Raw genomic sequence first — 18366 nt, 5'->3', positions numbered from 1 at the left:
AAGCTAGACGGGTGATTGTGCGCGAGTGGGATCCACGAACAGCGCCGGCCGACGAGATCGGGTCGATGTTGGACACGCTCAACGCGGTCGTCGCGGCGGACGTGCCGGAAGATCCGTTGTGGCAGGACAGCTTCCTGCGCGAATACCTGGCCGAAACGATGCCGGGTGAACGACGGATCTGCTGGATCGCGGAGGAGGAAGCAGGCCCCGACGGGCGGCCCGGCCGGCTGCTCGGTCACGTCAATGTCCTGCTCCTGGGTGACATCGGCGTCGTCGAACTCCTGGTCCACCCGTCCGTCCGGCGCACCGGGCTCGGTCAGCGGCTGCTCGCCAAGGCGGCCCGGCGGGCCTACAACGAGGGGTTCTCGTCGATCGGCGTCGAGGTCGTCGGCAACACGCCGGCGGTGGCCTTCTACGAGTCGCTGGGGTTCATCCGCGAATACGTCGAAACGCGCAGCGTACTGAAGTTGTCCACGGTGGACTGGTTGACGCTGGGCGAGATGGCCAGGGGAATCGCCGCCGGCTACCGGGTCGAGTTCTATCCGGGCGGGCCGCCCGACGAGCTGATCGAGCCGTACGCGAAGGCGAAGGCAGAGGTCCGCGACATCGACGACGGCGACCTCGACCTGCGCCCCAGTTCCTACGACCCGCAGCGGCTGCGGGACAGCCTCGCCTGCCTGGGCCGCCGCGGCCTACAGCCCTACATCGTGCTGGCCATCCACGAGAAGACGGGCGAGGTGGCCGGCCTCACCGAGGTCGTCGTGCCGGCGCAGCACCCGACCCGGGCCGACCAGTACGACACGATCGTCGCCCAGGACCACCGCGGATACGGCATCGACCGGGCGATCAAGGCCCGGATGCTCTTCGAACTACGCGGCGCCGAGCCGAAACTCGCCGAGGTGCAGACCTGGAACGCGCAGGCCAACGAGCCGATGCTCAAGGTCAACGCCGAACTCGGCTTCCTCGCCGACCGTGAGTGGTGCGAATACGGCATCGACGTGGCCGAACTCGTACACCGGTTCAACAACCGCGACTGAACGGGGCGCCGCGGCGGCGGTCTGTCGCCCCGGCCTGTCGGGTGAGTTCACCCTTCGGACCACTGTGGGATAGACGTCAGCCAGCGACGGGCCTTAACGTGCGTTGACTCCCATTCACCCAACGTGGAGGCTTGATGCGCCCGCGCCGATTGTGCGCCGTACTCACCGCGACCGCAGCCCTGACCGCTGCGGCCGGTCTCGCACCGACTGCGGCACTCGCCGCACCCACCGAGCTGCTCATCTCGGAATACATCGAGGGCTCGTCCAACAACAAGGCGATCGAGATCTACAACGGCACCGGCGCGGCGGTCAACCTCGCCGCCGCCGGCTATTCGCTACAGGTCTTCTTCAACGGCAGCACCACCGGCACCAGCTTCCCGCTGACCGGCACGGTGGCCAACGGAGACGTGTTCGTCTTCGCCCACGCCTCGGCCGGGACGGCGATCCTCGCCCAGGCCGACCAGATCACGACCGCCGGGCTGTTCAACGGCGACGACGCGATCGTGCTGCGCAAGGGCGGCACCGTCGTCGACTCGATCGGCCAGGTCGGCAACGACCCGGGCACCGAGTGGGGCAGCGGGCTGACCAGCACGGCCGACAACACGCTGCGTCGCAAGCCGTCGGTCACGACCGGCGACACCAACCCCGACGACGCGTTCGACCCGGCGGCCGAGTGGATCGGCTACCCGGTCGACACGTTCGACGGCCTCGGCTCGCACACCGTCGACGGCGGCGGCCCGGTCGACCAGCCGGCGACGCTCAACTGCGGTGGCGCCCTCGTCACGCAGGCCGGCACCGCCGCCAGCCGCGAGGTGACCGCCACCGACGTCGACGACACCATCGTGGACCTGGCCGTCACCGCGGTCAGCCCGGCCCCGTCGGCCGGCAGCATCTCCCGTACGGCGTTCACCGCCGCGTCCGGTGTCGGCGGCACCGCGACCGCGACCGTCACCGCCAGCGCCGACCTGCCCGGCGGCACCTACGCGGTGACGCTGACCTCGACCGACGCCGACGGCACCACCGCCACCTGCACCCTCAACGTGCAGGTGACCTCGGTCCTGTCGATCGGTGAGGTGCAGGGCCCCGTCTCGGACACGGCCAACGCCCGGCTGCACCGGTCGCCGCTCGCCCCCGCCTCCGGCAACGGCACGAGCAGCACCCTGCACGACGTACGCGGTGTCGTCACCCAGCGCACCCTGGCCCGCAACAGCTCGGGCGCCAACCAGTACGGCTTCTTCATGCAGAGCCGGCTCGGCACCGAGGACGGCGACCCGAACAGCTCCGACGGCATCTTCGTCTTCATGGGCGGCTTCGACACCCTGATCGGCGGCTACGCGCCGACCGTCGGTGACGAGATCGTCGTCCGGGCCCGGGTGTCGGAATACTTCAACCTCACCCAGCTCTCCAGCGCCTCGCTGGTCGAGAAGCTCGCCTCCGGACTCGATGTGAACACGGCGGTCAAGGTGACCGACGCGATCCCGCCGGCCGACCTGGCGCAGGCCGACCGGTTCTGGGAGCGGCACGAGGGTGAGCGGATCCGGGTACGCGCCGGCAGCGGCGCGATCAGCGGCCGCAACGTCTTCGCGTCGACCGCCGACTCGGAGATCTGGCTCGTCGACCGGGACGACCCGCTGCTCGACCGGGCCGACCCGTACGCCCGCCGGGTCTTCCGCGACACCCACGAGCTGGACAACCAGCCCGGCCAGGGCTTCAACGACGGCAACGGCCAGCGCATCATGTTCGGCACGATGGGTGTCAAGTGGACCGCGCAGGACAACACCGCGCTGCTCCCGCCGGCCCGCGCCTTCGACAAGCTGACCGGCGACGCCGTCGGCGCGCTCTACTACTCGTTCGAGAAGTACGGCGTACAGGTGGAGCAGGCGGCGTTCACCGCCGGCACCGACCCGGCGAAGAACCACGCGCCGCGGCCGGCGAAGCGGTCCGAGGAGTTCTCGGTCGCCGTCTACAACGTCGAGAACCTGTACGACTTCCGCGACGACCCGTTCGACGGCTGCGACTTCGCCGGCAACTCCGGCTGCACCGGGGTCAGCCCGCCGTTCGACTACGTGCCGGCCAGCGAGGCCGACTACCAGGCGCAGCTGGGCGACCTGGCCGACCAGATCATCAAGGACCTGCACTCCCCCGACCTGCTGCTCATCCAGGAGGCCGAGGACCAGGACATCTGCACCGTCTCCGGCGACCAGCTCGTCTGCGGTGACACCAACAACGCCGACGGCGCCCCCGACACGCTGCAGGAACTGGCGTTGCGGATCAAGGCCGCCGGTGGACCGGCGTACGCCGCGGCGTACGACCGGAACGGCGCCGACGCCCGGGGCATCGTCTCGGCGTTCATGTACCGCACCGACCGGCTGACGCTGGCCGAGGCCACCGCGGGTGACGCGGTGCTCGGCTCCGCGCCGACCGTGCAGTACCGGTCCGCCGGGCTGCCGAGCAACGCCGACGTGCAGAACCCGAAGACGCTCAACGCGGTGCTGCCGGCCGACGTCGACCGCTCCACCGGCGTCGACGGGTCCAACGTCTACACCCGGGCCCCGCAGGTGGCGAAGTTCCTGGTCGCCGCCGCGCCGGGGTCGAACGACCGGTTCGCGCTCTGGGCGGTCAGCAACCACTTCTCGTCGACCCCGGACGCGCGGGTCGGGCAGCGGACCGAGCAGGCCGCGTACGGGGCGGCGATCGTCGCCGCGATCGAGGCCGCCGACCCGCACGCCCGGGTGGCGTACGGCGGTGACCTGAACGTGTTCCCGCGTCCGGACGACCCGATCGCGACGGCGCAGAACCCGACCCCGTCGGACCAGCTGGGCCCGCTGTACGACGGCGGCCTGCACAACCTGTGGGACGACCTGAACGCGGCCAACCCGTCGGCGGCGTACTCGTACGTCTTCGAGGGCCAGGTGCAGACGCTCGACCACATCCTCGTCAACGACGCCCTCTACGGCGACCTGATCGAGATGCGGGCCGCGCACGTCAACGCGGACTTCCCGGCCGACTACGAGGGCGACGGTTCGCGCGGCGCCAGCGACCACGACCCGCAGGTGGCCCGGTTCCACTCGCGGGCGGCGCTGTCGGTGGCCGACGTGTCGGTCGTGGAGGGCAACTCGGGCACCACCCCGATGACCTTCACCGTCGAGGTGTCGCGGCCGCTGAGCCACCCGGTGCTGCTCTGCGCCACCGCGCTGCCCGGCACCGCGCTGCCGCTGTTCGACTTCAACCTCTTCGCCGGCTGCAAGACGCTGGCGGCGGGGCAGACGTCGGTGACGTTCACCGTGCAGGTGCGTGGTGAGCGGGCAAAGGAGCGGAACGAGACGTTGAACTTCGTGGTCGCGGGCGTGCCCGGGCTGCGGACGCTGACGGCGACCGCCACCGGCACCATCGTCAACGACGACTGATCCGTACCAACACCGCGGCCCCCGTCGCCTCGCAGGGCGACGGGGGCCGCGTCGTGTTTCGCGTTCGGGGGTACGCCGTCAGCCGCCTGGGCGCGCACCGTCCGCGATGCCGAGATGCCGCGCGATCGCCAGCACCTGCACGGCCACCGCATCGACCTTGCCGTCCAACGCCGTCACCTTGCCGTCCAGCACGGTGACCTTGCCGTCCAGCGCCGTCACTCGGCCGTCCAGCGCCGTCACCTTGCCATCCAGTGCCGTCACTCGGCCGTCCAGTACGACGACCTGGTCACGCAGTTGTCCCATGCCCTGGCGCAGTTCCCGGATGTCCAGGCGCAGCTCGCGCTGCCCCTGCGACAGGTCCCCGACAGCGTCGGTGAGATGCGACAGACGTGCGTCGACCAACTCGAACCGCTGGTGGAACCGGGCAGCCTCGGATTCCAGGCTGTCGATTCGCTGAAGTGGAATCTTCACGCGCTCATCGTGGCACGCCAGGCGGCCGGACCAGGGGCTTTGAACCTGGGCTCCACAGGGTTACGACATTTTGCGACAACCCGCGGCGGCAGAAATGACAGTCGCGACAGCGGGTCAGTATCCGGCGCGGAGCAGCCGGGCGGCTTCCACCGCCCAGTAGGTGAGGATGACCTGCGCCCCGGCACGACGGATCGACGTCAACGTCTCCAGCATGACCCGGTCGCGGTCCAGCCAGCCGTTGGCGGCGGCCGCCTCGACCATGGCGTACTCGCCCGACACCTGGTAGGCGGCGACCGGCACGTCGACCCGGTCGCGGACCGCGGCCACCACGTCGAGGTAGGGCAGCGCCGGCTTGACCATCACCATGTCGGCGCCCTCGGCCACGTCGAGTTCGACCTCGCGCAGCGACTCGCGCAGGTTGGCCGGCGACTGCTGGTAGCTGCGCCGGTCACCCTCCAGCGCCGACTCGACCGCGTCCCGGAACGGGCCGTAGAACGCCGAGGCGTACTTGGCGGCGTACGCCAGGATCGCCACGTCCTGGTAACCGGCCGCGTCGAGCGCGCGGCGTACGACGCCGACCTGGCCGTCCATCATGCCGGACGGCCCGACCACGCCGACCCCGGCGGCGGCCTGGGCGACCGCCATCTCGGCGTAGGCCGTCAGGGTGGCGTCGTTGTCGACCTCACCACCGGGGGTGAGCAGCCCGCAGTGCCCGTGCGAGGTGAACTCGTCGAGGCAGAGGTCGCTCATCACCACGGTGGAGTCGCCGATCTCGGCCACCACGTCGCGGATCGCCACGTTGAGGATGCCGTCCGGGTCGATGCCGCCCGAGCCGGTCTCGTCGCGGGTCGCCGGCACGCCGAAGAGCATGATGCCGCCGATCCCGGCCCGCACCGCCTCGACCGCCGCCTTGCGCAGCGAGTCACGGGAGTGCTGGACGACGCCGGGCAGCGAGGCGACCGGACGGGGCTCGGCGAGCCCCTCCTTGACGAACATCGGCAGCACCAGCTCGGCCGGTGCGACCCGGGTCTCCTCGACCAGCCGGCGCATCGCCGCGTTGCGCCGCAGGCGGCGCGGACGCATGTCCGGGTAAGACATCAGGAACTCCTCGGCGTCAGCGGAACCGCAGCGCGGTCGGCCCCTGCACCTTCGAGCCACGGCGCTGCTTGGCCGGCATGGCGGCCAGCTTCTCACGCAACTCCACGGCGTACGCCGCGAGCGCCTCGACCAGGTCGGGCACGGAGGCGTGCGCGGGCTGCACGTCGACCCGCAGCCCGAACTCGGTCGCGGTCTCCGCCGTCTTCGGGCCGATCACGGCGACGACGGTGCGGGCGTGCGGCTTGCCGGCGATGCCGACCAGGTTGCGTACGGTCGACGACGACGTGAAGAGCACCGCGTCGAACCCGCCGGACTTGATCGCGTCCCGGATCTCGGCCGGCGGCGGCGCCGCCCGGACCGTGCGGTAGGCGGTGACGTCGTCGACCTCCCAGCCCCGTTCGGTCAGGCCGGCGGCCAGCGTCTCGGTGGCGATGTCGGCACGCGGCAGCAGCACCCGGCCGACCGGGTCGAGGATCTCGTCGTGCGGCGAGAACTCGGCGAGCAGGCCCTCCGAGGACTGCTCACCGGAGGGGATCAGCTCGGGCTGGATGCCGAAGGCGCGGACGGCGTCGGCGGTCGCCTCACCGATGCACGCGATCTTGACGCCGCCGAAGTGCCGGGCGTCGAGCCCGTGCTCGGCGAACTTCTCCCAGACCGCGCGTACGGCGTTGACCGAGGTGAAGATCACCCAGGCGTAACGGCCGTCGACCAGGCCCTTGACCGCACGCTCCATCTGGGCCGGGGTACGCGGCGGCTCGACCGCGATCGTCGGCACCTCGCACGGGATCGCCCCGTACGCCCGCAGCCGTGCGCTCATCGCACCGGCCTGCTCCTTGGTGCGCGGTACGAGCACCTTCCAGCCGTACAGCGGGCGGTTCTCCCACCAGCTCAGCTTGTCGCGCTGGGTCACGCCGACACCAAGGGTGAGCACGACGCGGCCGGTGAAGCCGAGGGCGGCGGCGACGAAGCTGTCGACGGTCGAACTGGTCGTGTACTGTGTCTCGCCGGTGCCGTCACCGGTCACCGCGACCGGGGTGGTGCCGTCGACACCGGCGGCGAGCAGCCCGTCACGGACGGCGGCGAGATCACCGGCGTCGACGGCGAGGGCGAGGGAGCCGCGGTTGACCGCCGCCGAGAGGGCCTCGAAGTCGAGCGTGCTGACGTCGTCGATGTCGGCCGCGGTGCGTACGCCGGGCAGCGGCACGCCGGCGTAGGCGGCGACGCCCTCGGCCTGGCCGACGCCGGGCACCACCTCGAAGTGGACCGCGGTGCGGGCGACCGCCTGCACCTCCTTGACCACGGAGTCGTGGCCGAACGGGTCACCGGCGACGAGGTGTACGGCGGACAGGCCGGACCGGGCCGCGGAGATCAGCACCTTGGCGACGTCGCCGGGCGCTCCCTCGGCGGGCGTGAACTGCGCGTCTTCCTTGGCCTCGGCACGGATCGCGTCGAGCAGCGACTCCGGCACGCCCCGGTCGTAGATCACCTGGTCGGAGTCGACCAGGGCGTCGTGCGCCCGGCGGGTCAGCAGGCCGGGGTCGCCGGGGCCGGCCCCGACGAACGCGATGCGGCCTGCGGGCTTACGGGTGCGGGTCATTCTGTGCTCCCCAATAGGGTGTCGGCGCCGGCGTCGAGGAGGTCGGCGGCGAGCGCCTTGCCGATCTCCGCCGCGTCGGCGGGCGTTCCGGTGCGGGACAGCCGGAGGTCACGGACACCGTCCGGGCTGATCACCGCCCCGCGCAGGTAGATCTCATCGCCGTCGTCGCCTTCGGCGATCTCGGCGTAGGCCGCGACCGGGGCACTGCACCCCGCTTCGAGCGTGGCCAGCAACGCCCGCTCCGCGGTGACCGCGGCCCGGGTCGGTGCGTGGTCGAGCGCGGCAAGCGACTCGACCAGGTCAATGTCCTCGGCCCGGCACTCCACCGCCAGCGCGCCCTGGGCCGGCGCGGGCAGCATCAGCATCGGATCGAGGGTTTCGGTGATCTCACCGGCGCGGCCGAGCCGGGCCAGTCCGGCGCGGGCGAGTACGACCGCGTCGAGGTCGGCGGCGGGGCCGAGCACGCGCGCCATCCGGGTGTCGACGTTGCCCCGGATCGGGACGACCTCCAGTTGCAGGCCGAGGGCCCGCAGCTGGGCGATCCGGCGGAGCGCACCGGTGCCGATGACGGCCCCGGCCGGCAGTTCGGTCAGGGTACGGCCGTCCCTGGCGATCAGCGCGTCCCGCGGATCCTCGCGGGGCGGTACGGCCGCGATGTGCAGGCCGGGGTGACCGGCGGTCGGCAGGTCCTTGTAGGAATGCACGGCGAAGTCGATCCGGTGGTCGGTGAGCGCGTCGCGCAACGCGGACACGAACACCCCGACGCCGAGCCGCAGCACGGGCGCGGAGGAGCGGTCGCCGGCCGTGACGATCTCGACCAGCTCGACCTCACGGCCGGTGGCGGCGTGTACGGCGGCGGCGACCAGCCGGGACTGGGCGAGCGCCAGCGCGCTGCCCCGGGTGCCGAGGCGCAGTGGTGCGTTCATCACCGTTCTCCGATGTCGGGCACGGAGTCGGCCTGGGCGCTGCCGGGCACCTCGAGGTCGAACAGTTCGCGCAACAGGGCAGTGTACTGGTCGCCACCGGGCTCGGCGGCCAGTTGACGCGCGCGTACGGTCGGCGAGTGCAGCAACCGTTGGACCACCCGGTGGACGGTGTGGGCCACCTCGGCGCGCTGTTCCTCGCTGAGGTCGGGGCGGCGCTGGGCCAGCCGGCGCAGTTCGGCGGTGACCACGTCGTCGGCGCGGGCCCGCAGGGCGGCCACGGTGGGGGCGACGTCGGCGCCGCGCAGCCAGGAGAGGAACGCCTCGACCTCGGTGGTGACGATCCGGGTCACGGCGAGCTGGTCGGCGGCGGCGGGACCGTCGCGCAGCGCGGTGGCGAGGTTGTCGATGTCGACGACGACCACACCGGGCAGTTCGGCGGCGGCCGGCTCGACGTCACGGGGCACCGCCAGGTCGAGGACGACCAGCGGGGTGTCCCGGTCGGCGAGGGCGGTCGCGAGCATGTCGCGGGTCAGCACCGGCTGGGTCGAGGCGGTGGCCGCGACGACGACGTCGACGCCGGTCAGCGCGGCGGCCAGGTCGTGGTACGGCACGGCGCTGGCGCCGTACGACTCGGCGAGCCGGACGGCCCGGTCGTTGCCCCGGTTGGCCACCGACAGCGGGCCGACCCCGGCGCGGGACAGCGTGGCAACGGAGAGCGCACCCATGGCGCCGGCCCCGATCACCAGCGCCGGCCGGCCGGGGAGCCCGCCGTCGAGGTGGGTGGCGGCGACGTCGAGCGCGGCGGTGACCACGCTCTGGCCGGCCCGGTCGATGCTGGTCTCGGAGTGTGCCCGCTTGCCGACCCGCAGGGCCTGCTGCATGAGTTCGTGGAGCAGGCGGCCGGTGGCCTCGGCCTCGGTCGCCGCGTGGTAGGCGTCGCGGAGCTGTCCGAGGATCTGTGCCTCGCCGACGACCATCGAGTCCAGCCCGGCGGCGACCCGGAAGGCGTGTTCGACGGCGGCGCCGTCGTAGTGCACGTAGAGGCGGTTGGCCAGGTCGTTCTGGGCACAGCCGGCGTGGGCGGCGAGCACCTCGCAGATGTCGCCGAGACCGCCGTGGAAGCCGGTGACCGCGGCGTAGACCTCGACCCGGTTGCAGGTCGAGACGACGACGGCTTCGCCGACGTAGGGCTGGGCGAGCAACCGGTCCAGGGTTCGGGTGAGGTCGGCCGGCGCCACCGCGAGCCGCTCCAGGGTCGCGACCGGGGTGGTGCGGTACGACGCGCCGACGACGAGCAGGTTCACGAGCCGACCGCCTCCTGCGTGCCGGTTGCCGCGAGCCCGCCGGGCAGGGCCGTGAGACCCGCCGCCGGTCCGCTGGCCGGAATCCCGGTCAGCGAGGCCTTGCGGTGCTCGTGGAAGGAAAGGATCTGCAGCTCGATGGCGAGGTCGACCTTGCGTACGTCGACCCCGTCGGGCACCGAGAGCACGCACGGCGCGAAGTTGAGGATGCTGGTGACCCCGACCGCGACGAGCCGGTCGGCCACGCTCTGCGCGGCGGGCGCGGGGGTGGCGATCACGCCGATGGCGATCGCCTCCTGCGCGGCAATGGTCGCCAGGTCGTCGATGTGCCGGACGACGAGACCGTTGATCTCCTCGCCGACCCGCGACTCGTCGGCGTCGAACAGCGCGGCGATCCGGAATCCCCGGCTGACGAAACCGGCGTAGCCGGCGAGGGCGTGACCGAGGTTACCGACGCCGACGAGGGCGACGGCACGGCGCTGGGTCAGCCCCAATACGTATTCGATCTGGTCGATCAGCAGGGCGACGTCGTAGCCGACCCCGCGGGTGCCGTAGGAGCCGAGGTGGGAAAGATCTTTACGCAGTTTCGCCGAGTTGACCCCGGCGGCTGTCGCCAGCGCCTCGCTGGAGACGGTGTCGTGACCGGTCTCGGCCAGATTGTGCAGGGCACGGAGGTATTCGGGGAGCCTGGCGACCGTCGCTTCAGGCAGGTCCGGGAGCGCCGGAACAGCGCCGGTGTGACCGGACGCGCCTGGATGGCGGTGCTGACTCATGGGACTCCGTGCGGTGCGCTCATGGACCAGCCGGGCCGGCGGCTGAGGCGACCGGGCCGGCGGGTCAGATCGGCAACCCTCCGGCAACCGCCGTGACCGGCTGTGCTAGCAGGGCTCGTCGGGGTTACAGAGTAGGCGCTTGTGAAGGCGTGCACAAATCGCGATCTTGATCGACCACCGTGGTGATCCACCCCACCTGCGGTTCGTAGATCACCTGGCAGACCGGCATCAGGGTCGCCCGTCGATTATTGCGCAATTCTGAACCAACCGACCGTGATGCCACCGACATCGACAACGGTCCGCGACCGAGCGCCCCGGAGACCGGCTCCGGTAGGGGCAGCCCTACCGTGAAGAGGCCGGCCGACGGGATGGGGGCGAAACGGCCTTATGCCTAGCGTCGACGACATGAGCGCCGCCAGCCTGTCCACCACCTCGGCCGTCGATCCGGCCGCATCGCGCAGCATCGTGCGCCAGCTCGGGGTCGACTCGGGCTACATCCTGCTCGGTTTCCCCCTCGCCCTGGCCAGTTTCATCGTGCTGATCGCCGGGCTCGCGGTCGGCACCGGACTGGCCGTCACCGTGATCGGCCTGCCGATCCTCGCCGGGGTCCTGTACGCGGCGCGCGGGTTCGCCGACATCGAGCGCCTGCGCCTGCCGCCCGTACTGCACCAGCCACGGATCCGGCCGCACTACCGGACACCGGATCCGGGCGCGAACGCCTGGCGGCGGATCTTCGTCCCGATCGCCGACGCCCAGTCCTGGCTCGACCTGGCACACGGCTGCCTCAAGGTCTTCGTCTCCCTGATCGCCTTCGTCATCACCGTGGTCTGGTGGGCCGGAGCCGTCGCCGGCAGCCTCTACTGGGCGTACGACTGGCTCCTGCCGCGACCCACCGAGGGCGGCTCGCTCAACGAACTGCTCGGTCTCGGCGGCTCCGGCCTGGCCCGGATCGGCCTCAACACCGCCATCGGCGTCTTCTTCCTCGTCACCCTGCCGATCGTGGTACGCGGCTGCGCCCTGCTCCAGGCCAGCTTCGGCCGGGCCCTGCTGACCGGGGTGGCCGAGATGCGCAACCGGATCACCGTGCTGGAGGAACAGAAGCGGGCCGCGGTGTCCGCCGAGGCGACCGCGCTGCGCCGGCTCGAACGCGACATCCACGACGGGCCGCAGCAGCGGCTCGTCCGGCTGGCCATGGACCTCGGCCGGGCCCAGCAGCAGCTCGCCAACGATCCGGACGCCGCCCGCCGGACCCTGGACGAGGCCCTGGTGCAGACCCGGGAGACCCTGCACGAGCTGCGTGCCCTCTCCCGTGGGATCGCCCCGCCGATCCTGATCGACCGAGGGCTGCCCAGCGCGCTCGCGGCGCTCGCCAGCCGGGGGGTCATCCCGATCGAACTCACCGTCGACCCCGCCCTGGGCACCCCGGGCGGCCGGCTCGACCCGGCGGTGGAGAGCACCGCCTACTTCGTCGTCGCCGAGGCGCTCGCCAACGTGGCCAAGCACAGCGCCGCGTCGGACTGCTGGCTGACCGTCTCCCGGACCGACCACGACCTGCGGATCGAGGTGGTCGACGACGGGGTCGGCGGGGCACATGTCTCCAAGGGGCACGGGCTGGCCGGCATCGCCGACCGGTTGCGGGCCAACGGTGGCATGCTGAGTGTGCTCAGCCCGCCGGGCGGACCCACCGAGATCCGGGCCGAGCTGCCGTGTTGACCCTGCCGAAACGGAAGACGCCAGCCAGATGCGGGTAGTGATCGCCGACGACGCCGTGCTCCTACGCGAGGGGATCATCCGGCTGCTGACCGAACACGGCCACGACGTGGTGGCGGCCGTCGGTGACGGGGACACCTTCGTCGAGGCGGTCGTCGTCCACAAGCCCGACGTCTCGATCGTCGACGTACGGATGCCGCCGTCACACACCGACGAGGGGCTGCGCGCCGCCGTCGAGGCCCGCCAGCGGGTGCCGCGTACGCCGATCCTGGTGCTGTCCCAGTACGTCGAGGTGTCGTACGCCGACGACCTGCTCGCCACCGCCGCCGGGGCCGGCGGGGGCGGCGGCGGGATCGGCTACCTGCTCAAGGACCGGGTGGCCGCGATCGAGGAGTTCCTCGACGCGGTCGCCCGGGTGGCCGCCGGCGGTACGGTCCTGGACCCCGAGGTCGTCGGCCAGCTGCTCGTACGTCGGCGCCGCGACGACCCGCTGCGCGAGCTGACCCCCCGCGAGCGCGAGGTGCTGTCGCTGATGGCGGAGGGCCGGTCGAACACCGCCATCGCGCGATCCCTGGTGGTCAGCGACGGCGCGGTGGAGAAGCACGTCCGCAACATCTTCACCAAGCTGCAGCTGCCGCCGGACGAGGAGCAGCACCGCCGGGTGCTGGCGGTGCTCGCCTACCTGCGCGGCTGAAGCCCGCCGGCCAGGGTGACCGCCTCGGTCAGCGACTCGGCGACCGGGTGCCCGGAGGCCCGCAGCCGGCCGGGGTCGGTGAACCCGCCGGTGTAGAGGACGCAGCGGGCGCCCACCGACTCGGCGGCGTCGGCGTCGTCGAGCGAGTCGCCGATCAGCACCACCGAACGCGGATCGACACCCAGCTCGGCCAGATGGCTTTCGAGATGTCCGGCCTTACGGTCCCCGCCGACCGTGCCGCGCAGCCCGTCGACCCGGTTGAACAGGCCGGACAGCCCGTACGTCTCGACGGCCGGCACCAGCTCGTCGTGGAACCACATCGACAGCAGCGACTGGCTGCCGGACCAGTTCCGCATCGCGCTGGTGGCGTCGGCGGCGAGTTCGCAGGTGGTCAGCCCGGTGCGGTAGGCGTCGTGGAAGATCCGGTCGAGCCGGCCGAACTCGTCGTCGTCGACGGCCCGGCCGAGGACCTCGGCGTAGTAGTCGGAGATCGGCCGGCGGAACCGGCCCCGGTGCTCGTCGGCGGAGACCGCCGGGCCGGCGACCGCGGCGAAGACGACGTTGGTCGACTCGACGACGAGGTTGAGGTCGTTGAGCAGGGTGCCGTTCCAGTCCCAGACGAGGTGGGTGGGTGCGGTGGTCACCGCAGCACCCTACTCAGCCGGGCGGCGCCGGTCGAGGCCGTCGCAGGTCGCCCAGCAACCGCTCCTCCTCGACCCGCCAGTAGCCGTGCTCGCGGCCGTCGAGCAGCACGACGGGCAGCCGGTCGCCGTAGTCGCGTTCGAGTTCGAGGTCGCCGGTGACGTCGACCTCGACCCAGCGGTCGCCGGTGACGGCCACCACCCGGTCGATGGCGGCCTTGGCGTCGTCGCACAGGTGGCAGCCGGGGCGGGTGATGAGAGTCAGGCGTGGCTCAGCCACCGGCGTACTCCGATCTCAGCATGGTCTTGCGTACCTTTCCTATCGCCGAGTGTGGCAGCGCGTCGACGAACTCCAGCCTGGCGGGGCACTTGAAGCGGGCCAGCCGGTCAGCGCAGTGCCGGCCCAACTCGGCGGAGGTGACGGTGCTGCCGGGGACACGGACGACGTACGCCGCGACGGCCTGCCCGGCGGTCGGGTGCGCGATCCCGAGCACCGCCGACTCGGCGACGTCCGGGTGGGCGTCGAGCACGAGTTCGACCTCGTGCGGGTAGACGTTGAAGCCGTTGACGATGATCAGCTCGCCGACCCGGTCGACGAGGAAGAGGTCGCCGTCGGCGTCGGCGTACGCGATGTCGCCGGTCGCCCACCAGCCGTCCGGGTCGGGGCCGTCGTGCCCGTCGGGCCAGTAGCCGGAGAAGAGGTTGGCGCCACGTACGACGATCTCGCCGGGATCGGTGCCGGGTGAGCCGTACTCGACGGCGAGTTCGTCCTCCTCGCCGGCCTCGGTGGCACCGTCGCGCCACAGGTCCGCGCCGTCCGGCCCGACGAGTCGCAGTTCGACGCCGGGAATCGGCTGCCCGATCGAGCCGCTCTTCGGTGCCGGGCTGGCCAGGGTGGCGGTGAGCACGGGCGCGGTCTCGGTCAGGCCGTACCCGACGAAGGCCGGCCGCCCGGCGGCGGCGGTGAACCGCCGCGCGGTGGTCGGGTCGAGCGGCGCCGCGCCGCAGACCGCGACCCGGACCGAGGTCATGGCCGCGCGCAGGTCGGGCTGGTCGGCCCAGCCGGCGAACATCGACGGCACGCCGACGACCCCGCTGACCCGGTGCCGGGTGATCGCCGCCAGCGCCTCGGCCGGCTCGAACCGGTCGAGCAGTACGCCGCACGCGCCGTGGTAGGCGACCGCGCCGAGACCGGTGTTGAGTCCGTACGCGTGGAACAGCGGCAGCGCGAGCAGCAGCCGGTCGTCGGTGCCTACGACGGCGGGCCGGATGCGGGCGATCTGCTCGTGGTTGGCCATCAGCGCCCGGTGGGTCAGCATGGCGCCCTTCGGCTGCCCCTCGGTGCCGGAGGTGTAGAGCAGTACCGCCACCTCGTCGCGGCCGGTCGGCCCGGTCGGGGTGGGTGCCGCGCCGTCGGGGACCGGCGGCGGACCGGTGTGTACGCCGGTGAGCGCGGGCAGTTCGGCGCGGATGCCGTCGACGAGTTCCCTGATCTCTTCGGTGCAGATCAGCAGGGTGGCTCCGGAGTCGGCGAGCACGTGCCGCAGTTCGCGGGCGGTGAACGCGGGGTTCACCGGTACGGCGATCCGGCCGGCGCGCAGGGCGGCGAAGTAGCTGACGACGAATTCCGGCGAGTTGGGCAGTGCGATGGCGACGCGGGGCGGCGGTTCGCCGGGCGTCGCCGGGGCGAGCCGGGTCAGAGCCGCGGTGGCGGTGTCGACGCGGGCGTCGAGGTCGCCCCAGGTGATCGTCTGGTCGCGCCAGACGAGGGCGGGACGTTCGGGGCCACCTGCGGCGGCCCGCCGTACGCGTTCGGCGAGGGTGCCGCCGGGGCGCGCGACGACGGGGTCGGGGGTGCTGGCTGGTTCCTGCACGGTCGCTGAGTCTGGCACAGTGCCACCCGTCCCGACTACGCCCGATCGTCGATGGACGGCCGGTGCCGGGGCGGGTCGGCTGGCCAGCGGACCCGGTTCCGATTCGACGGCCTTCGGAAGGCGCGGTACCGTGCACGGGACTGATCGACTCGCCGGTGCCGGCCGCAGAACGATCACCGTGGCAGGGTCCGGGCACCACTCATCCGGGTGAAGCGGACCGTGAATACCAGAAGCTCGGGTGGCTCGCCAGATCGCGTGCCACCCGTCGGCGCGCCTCCGCGTTTGCGCTGGTCATCGCCATCCACCAGAAGTACGTCAATTTCTTGGCGCCGCACACTTTGTGCGACGGGTCGATCCACGTGCGGTAAATACTTCGGCTCTGTGTAACGGACTCCGCACGCATCGGTGACGTTGCCCCTATCATCACCAGGGTTGACCCACCCGTTTTGCCGTGAGTCGACACCCCTCAGCCTGAGGAGGCCTCAGTGCCCGGTAAAGCACTGCACCAGCACCTCAACGACGTGTGTCGCACCGCCGACACCGCGGTGGGCCACGTCGGCCCGAGCGGACACACCTCCATTCCGGGTGCCGGGTCGCGGTTGCCGTACGGCCCGACGTCCGGACCGGTGTCCGGCTGGGCGGAGGAGAGCCGGTGAGCGGATACGCCTACGGCGACGGGCTGGTCAGCCGCGAGATCCTGGCGGCGCGTAACGCCCTCAACGAGGGGCTCGCCAGACTCCGGCTGGAGATGTACGACATGTTCAGCCTCGCGGTGCGCGGCGACGGGAGCACCAAGCCCGGCCGCAACCGACCGCATCCGAACGAGACACCCGGTCGCCACACGCCGGCGGGCGGCAACGCCAAGACCGTCGGTGGCCGGGTCGCCACACCGGCCCGGCCCACCATGCCGGCCCAGCCCGGACCGGCCGACGCGGGGCTGCGCCCCGGCGGCACGGACACCGACACGGCGGTCATCCCGGCCGTGCCGACGACCGACACCGTCGTCATCCCGGCGGTCACGGCCACCGACACGGTCGTCATCCCGGCCGTACCGGCCGAGAAGTCGACCGGCAGCGGCGGACCGCCGCCCGGCTATCCGAGCCGGCCCGACCCGTCCGATCCGGCCACCGAGGTGTGGAAGCTGGTCGAGCGGGCCCAGGCCGGCGAGGCCGAGGCGTTCGGACTGATCTACGACCGTTACGTCGACACCGTCTTCCGCTTCGTCTACTTCCGGGTCGGCAACCGGCAACTCGCCGAAGACCTCACCTCCGACACGTTCCTGCGGGCCCTCAAGCGGATCGGCAGCTTCACCTGGCAGGGCCGCGACCTCGGCGCCTGGCTGGTGACGATCGCCCGCAACCTGGTGGCCGACCACTTCAAGTCCGGCCGCTACCGGCTCGAAGTCACTACGGGTGACGTTCTGGATGCGGAACGCGAGGACCGTGGGCCGGAGGGAAGTCCCGAGGCCGCGGTCGTCGACCACATCACCAACGTCGCCCTGCTGACCGCCGTCAAGCAACTCAACCCGGAGCAGCAGGAGTGCATCGTGCTCCGCTTCCTCCAAGGCTTTTCGGTCGCGGAGACGGCGAAGGCGATGGGCAAGAACGAGGGTGCGATCAAGGCCCTGCAATACCGCGCCGTACGCGCCCTGGCCCGGCTGCTGCCGGACGGGTTCCAACCGTGACCGACCGGTACCCGCCCGCGGCGGCACCGGTGACGCCGCTCACTCTTGGTAATTATTCTTCGCCCCGACCCGTAACCGCCCGGCCCCGCCGGGCGTTTGTCCGGGTGCGACCGGTGGTGACCCTCGCATCCCCTCACAAGGGGGCGGGCCGGGCACGGCATCCGGTGACGGCTGTGCTGGTCCGGGCCGGAACCGTGGTCGCAGCGGTCGGCGACGGGGCCGATCTCCTAGCCGTGACCAGCGAAGGGAGGTGCCCGCGGTGAATACGACCGTGTTCCACCGCCGGCGCGCCGAGCGCTTCGCGCAACTGCTCGAAGAAGCAAACGGCGGCCGTCGCCAGCACGTCCGGTCGACCGAAGACCGTGACCTCGCCGACCTGGTGGCCATCGGCCACCGACTACCGGCTGCAACCCCGACCGTGGAGGTCGATTCCGAGTTCCGCAGCGGGCTGCGGGCGATGCTCGTCGCCACCGCCGAACGCGAGGGCATCGGCGCCACCGCGACCCCGGAACCGGCCCAACCGGCCCGCACCGGCTGGCGGCTGTTCCGGCCCGCGCTCAACGGCCGGCGGGCCCGCACCAGGGGCGCCATCGTCGTCGGCGTCGCCGTCGGCGCGGTCGCCGTCTCCGGAATCTCGGCGGCCAGTGTGGACGCCCTGCCCGGCGACGCCCTCTATGGAATGAAGCGGTCGACCGAACGCGCCCAGTTGGCGCTGACCGGCTCCGACCTCAGCCGTGGCCAACTCTTCCTCGACTTCGCCCGCACCCGGCTCACCGAGGCCGGCGCCGTACGCGGCGACAACGCCGGCTTCGCCGCGGTGCTCGACGACATGGACGGCGACACCCGCGAGGGCGTCAAGCTCCTGACCACCGCGTCGACCGGCCGCACCGGCGCCACCGCGCTCGACGCGATCACCTCCTTCGTGGAGGGCCAGCGCACCGGCGTCAACGGGCTGATCGACGGGCGACCGGCGGGTGACCGGGAACGCGCCTCGGCGTCCCTGGCCCTGCTCGACGCCGTCGAGGACCGCACCGACCGGCTGCGGGCCGCCCTGGCCTGCGGGGCCGCGCCCACCGGGACCGACGCCCTCGGGCCGTTGCCCGGCTCCTGCGCCTCGACACCGTCGGCGGGGCCGGGTCCCGCCGCGAGTGAG

Annotated in this window: 15 protein-coding genes and 1 pseudogene; 7 read left to right on the top strand and 9 right to left on the bottom strand. The window is 72.0% G+C overall.

Translation table 11 applies throughout. The features are described from left to right. The first annotated feature begins 14 nt into the window (after window positions 1-14). Entirely contained in the window at window positions 15-1037 is a 1023-nt protein-coding gene (locus AB0I42_RS09195) for a GNAT family N-acetyltransferase (protein WP_357535693.1), read from the top strand. A 134-nt stretch (window positions 1038-1171) separates the two neighbouring features. Further along, a complete protein-coding gene (locus AB0I42_RS09190; RefSeq protein ID WP_357535618.1) occupies window positions 1172-4444 on the top strand; it encodes a lamin tail domain-containing protein in 3273 nt (1090 codons plus the stop codon). A 78-nt stretch (window positions 4445-4522) separates the two neighbouring features. On the opposite strand, the gene AB0I42_RS09185 is transcribed toward AB0I42_RS09190, so the two are convergent. From AB0I42_RS09185 to AB0I42_RS09160, 6 genes are all read right to left on the bottom strand, one after another. After that, window positions 4523-4915, bottom strand: a complete 393-nt coding sequence (locus AB0I42_RS09185) for a hypothetical protein (RefSeq protein ID WP_357535617.1) — start codon at window positions 4913-4915, stop codon at window positions 4523-4525. A 114-nt stretch (window positions 4916-5029) separates the two neighbouring features. Continuing rightward, the gene (gene hemB / locus AB0I42_RS09180; RefSeq protein WP_357535615.1) at window positions 5030-6013 is read right to left on the bottom strand and encodes a porphobilinogen synthase; all 984 of its coding nucleotides are present in this window, start codon (window positions 6011-6013) and stop codon (window positions 5030-5032) included. A gap of 16 nt (window positions 6014-6029) precedes the next feature. After that, a complete protein-coding gene (locus AB0I42_RS09175) occupies window positions 6030-7610 on the bottom strand; it encodes a uroporphyrinogen-III synthase (RefSeq protein ID WP_357535613.1) in 1581 nt (526 codons plus the stop codon). Beyond that, window positions 7607-8536 (bottom strand): hydroxymethylbilane synthase, encoded by a 930-nt coding sequence (hemC, locus tag AB0I42_RS09170; RefSeq protein ID WP_357535611.1) that lies wholly within the window; start codon window positions 8534-8536, stop codon window positions 7607-7609. Before hemC ends, AB0I42_RS09175 begins: the two co-directional genes overlap by 4 nt. Beyond that, window positions 8536-9840: a glutamyl-tRNA reductase gene (locus AB0I42_RS09165; RefSeq protein ID WP_357535610.1), complete on the bottom strand. Its 1305-nt coding sequence runs from the start codon at window positions 9838-9840 to the stop codon at window positions 8536-8538. The genes hemC and AB0I42_RS09165 overlap by 1 nt, the downstream gene beginning before the upstream one ends. Beyond that, window positions 9837-10610 carry a redox-sensing transcriptional repressor Rex gene (locus tag AB0I42_RS09160; RefSeq protein WP_357535608.1) on the bottom strand — a complete coding sequence of 258 codons (774 nt, stop codon included), beginning with the start codon at window positions 10608-10610 and terminating at the stop codon, window positions 9837-9839. The genes AB0I42_RS09165 and AB0I42_RS09160 overlap by 4 nt, the downstream gene beginning before the upstream one ends. A gap of 405 nt (window positions 10611-11015) precedes the next feature. Here AB0I42_RS09160 and AB0I42_RS09155 point away from each other — a divergent pair, with 405 nt between their 5' ends. Both AB0I42_RS09155 and AB0I42_RS09150 read left to right on the top strand, forming a co-directional pair. Beyond that, window positions 11016-12323 carry a sensor histidine kinase gene (locus tag AB0I42_RS09155; RefSeq protein WP_357535607.1) on the top strand — a complete coding sequence of 436 codons (1308 nt, stop codon included), beginning with the start codon at window positions 11016-11018 and terminating at the stop codon, window positions 12321-12323. 28 nt (window positions 12324-12351) lie between these two features. Continuing rightward, window positions 12352-13014: a response regulator transcription factor gene (locus AB0I42_RS09150; protein ID WP_357535605.1), complete on the top strand. Its 663-nt coding sequence runs from the start codon at window positions 12352-12354 to the stop codon at window positions 13012-13014. On the opposite strand, the gene AB0I42_RS09145 is transcribed toward AB0I42_RS09150, so the two are convergent. From AB0I42_RS09145 to AB0I42_RS09135, 3 genes are read right to left on the bottom strand one after another with little or no spacing between them, the layout of a single operon-like run. Further along, window positions 12999-13658 carry an HAD hydrolase-like protein gene (locus tag AB0I42_RS09145; RefSeq protein WP_357535604.1) on the bottom strand — a complete coding sequence of 220 codons (660 nt, stop codon included), beginning with the start codon at window positions 13656-13658 and terminating at the stop codon, window positions 12999-13001. The two genes, AB0I42_RS09150 and AB0I42_RS09145, sit on opposite strands and share 16 nt — an antisense overlap. Window positions 13659-13671: 13 nt before the next feature. Next, window positions 13672-13935, bottom strand: a complete 264-nt coding sequence (locus AB0I42_RS09140; protein WP_357535603.1) for a glutaredoxin family protein — start codon at window positions 13933-13935, stop codon at window positions 13672-13674. After that, on the bottom strand, window positions 13928-15529 hold the full coding sequence (locus AB0I42_RS09135) for an AMP-binding protein (RefSeq protein WP_357535601.1): 1602 nt from the start codon (window positions 15527-15529) through the stop codon (window positions 13928-13930). Before AB0I42_RS09135 ends, AB0I42_RS09140 begins: the two co-directional genes overlap by 8 nt. 485 nt (window positions 15530-16014) lie before the next feature. On the opposite strand from AB0I42_RS09135, the gene AB0I42_RS09130 reads away from it, so the two are divergent. From AB0I42_RS09130 to AB0I42_RS09120, 3 genes and pseudogenes are all read left to right on the top strand, one after another. Continuing rightward, the gene (locus tag AB0I42_RS09130; RefSeq protein ID WP_357535600.1) at window positions 16015-16185 is read left to right on the top strand and encodes a hypothetical protein; all 171 of its coding nucleotides are present in this window, start codon (window positions 16015-16017) and stop codon (window positions 16183-16185) included. Window positions 16186-16277: 92 nt separating this feature from the next. After that, window positions 16278-17213, top strand: coding sequence for an ECF subfamily RNA polymerase sigma factor, BldN family (locus tag AB0I42_RS09125; protein WP_357535691.1), 936 nt, complete (start codon window positions 16278-16280; stop codon window positions 17211-17213). 259 nt (window positions 17214-17472) lie between these two features. Then, window positions 17473-18330, top strand: a pseudogene (locus AB0I42_RS09120) (DUF5667 domain-containing protein); the annotation flags it as partial. Window positions 18331-18366: the final 36 nt, after the last annotated feature.

The sequence above is a fragment of the Polymorphospora sp. NPDC050346 genome, from assembly GCF_040655695.1.
GTDB classification, from domain to species: domain Bacteria; phylum Actinomycetota; class Actinomycetes; order Mycobacteriales; family Micromonosporaceae; genus Polymorphospora; species Polymorphospora lycopeni.
The sequence above is the reverse complement of the archived record's forward strand: the minus strand, read 5'-3'. Positions and strand labels throughout refer to the sequence as shown.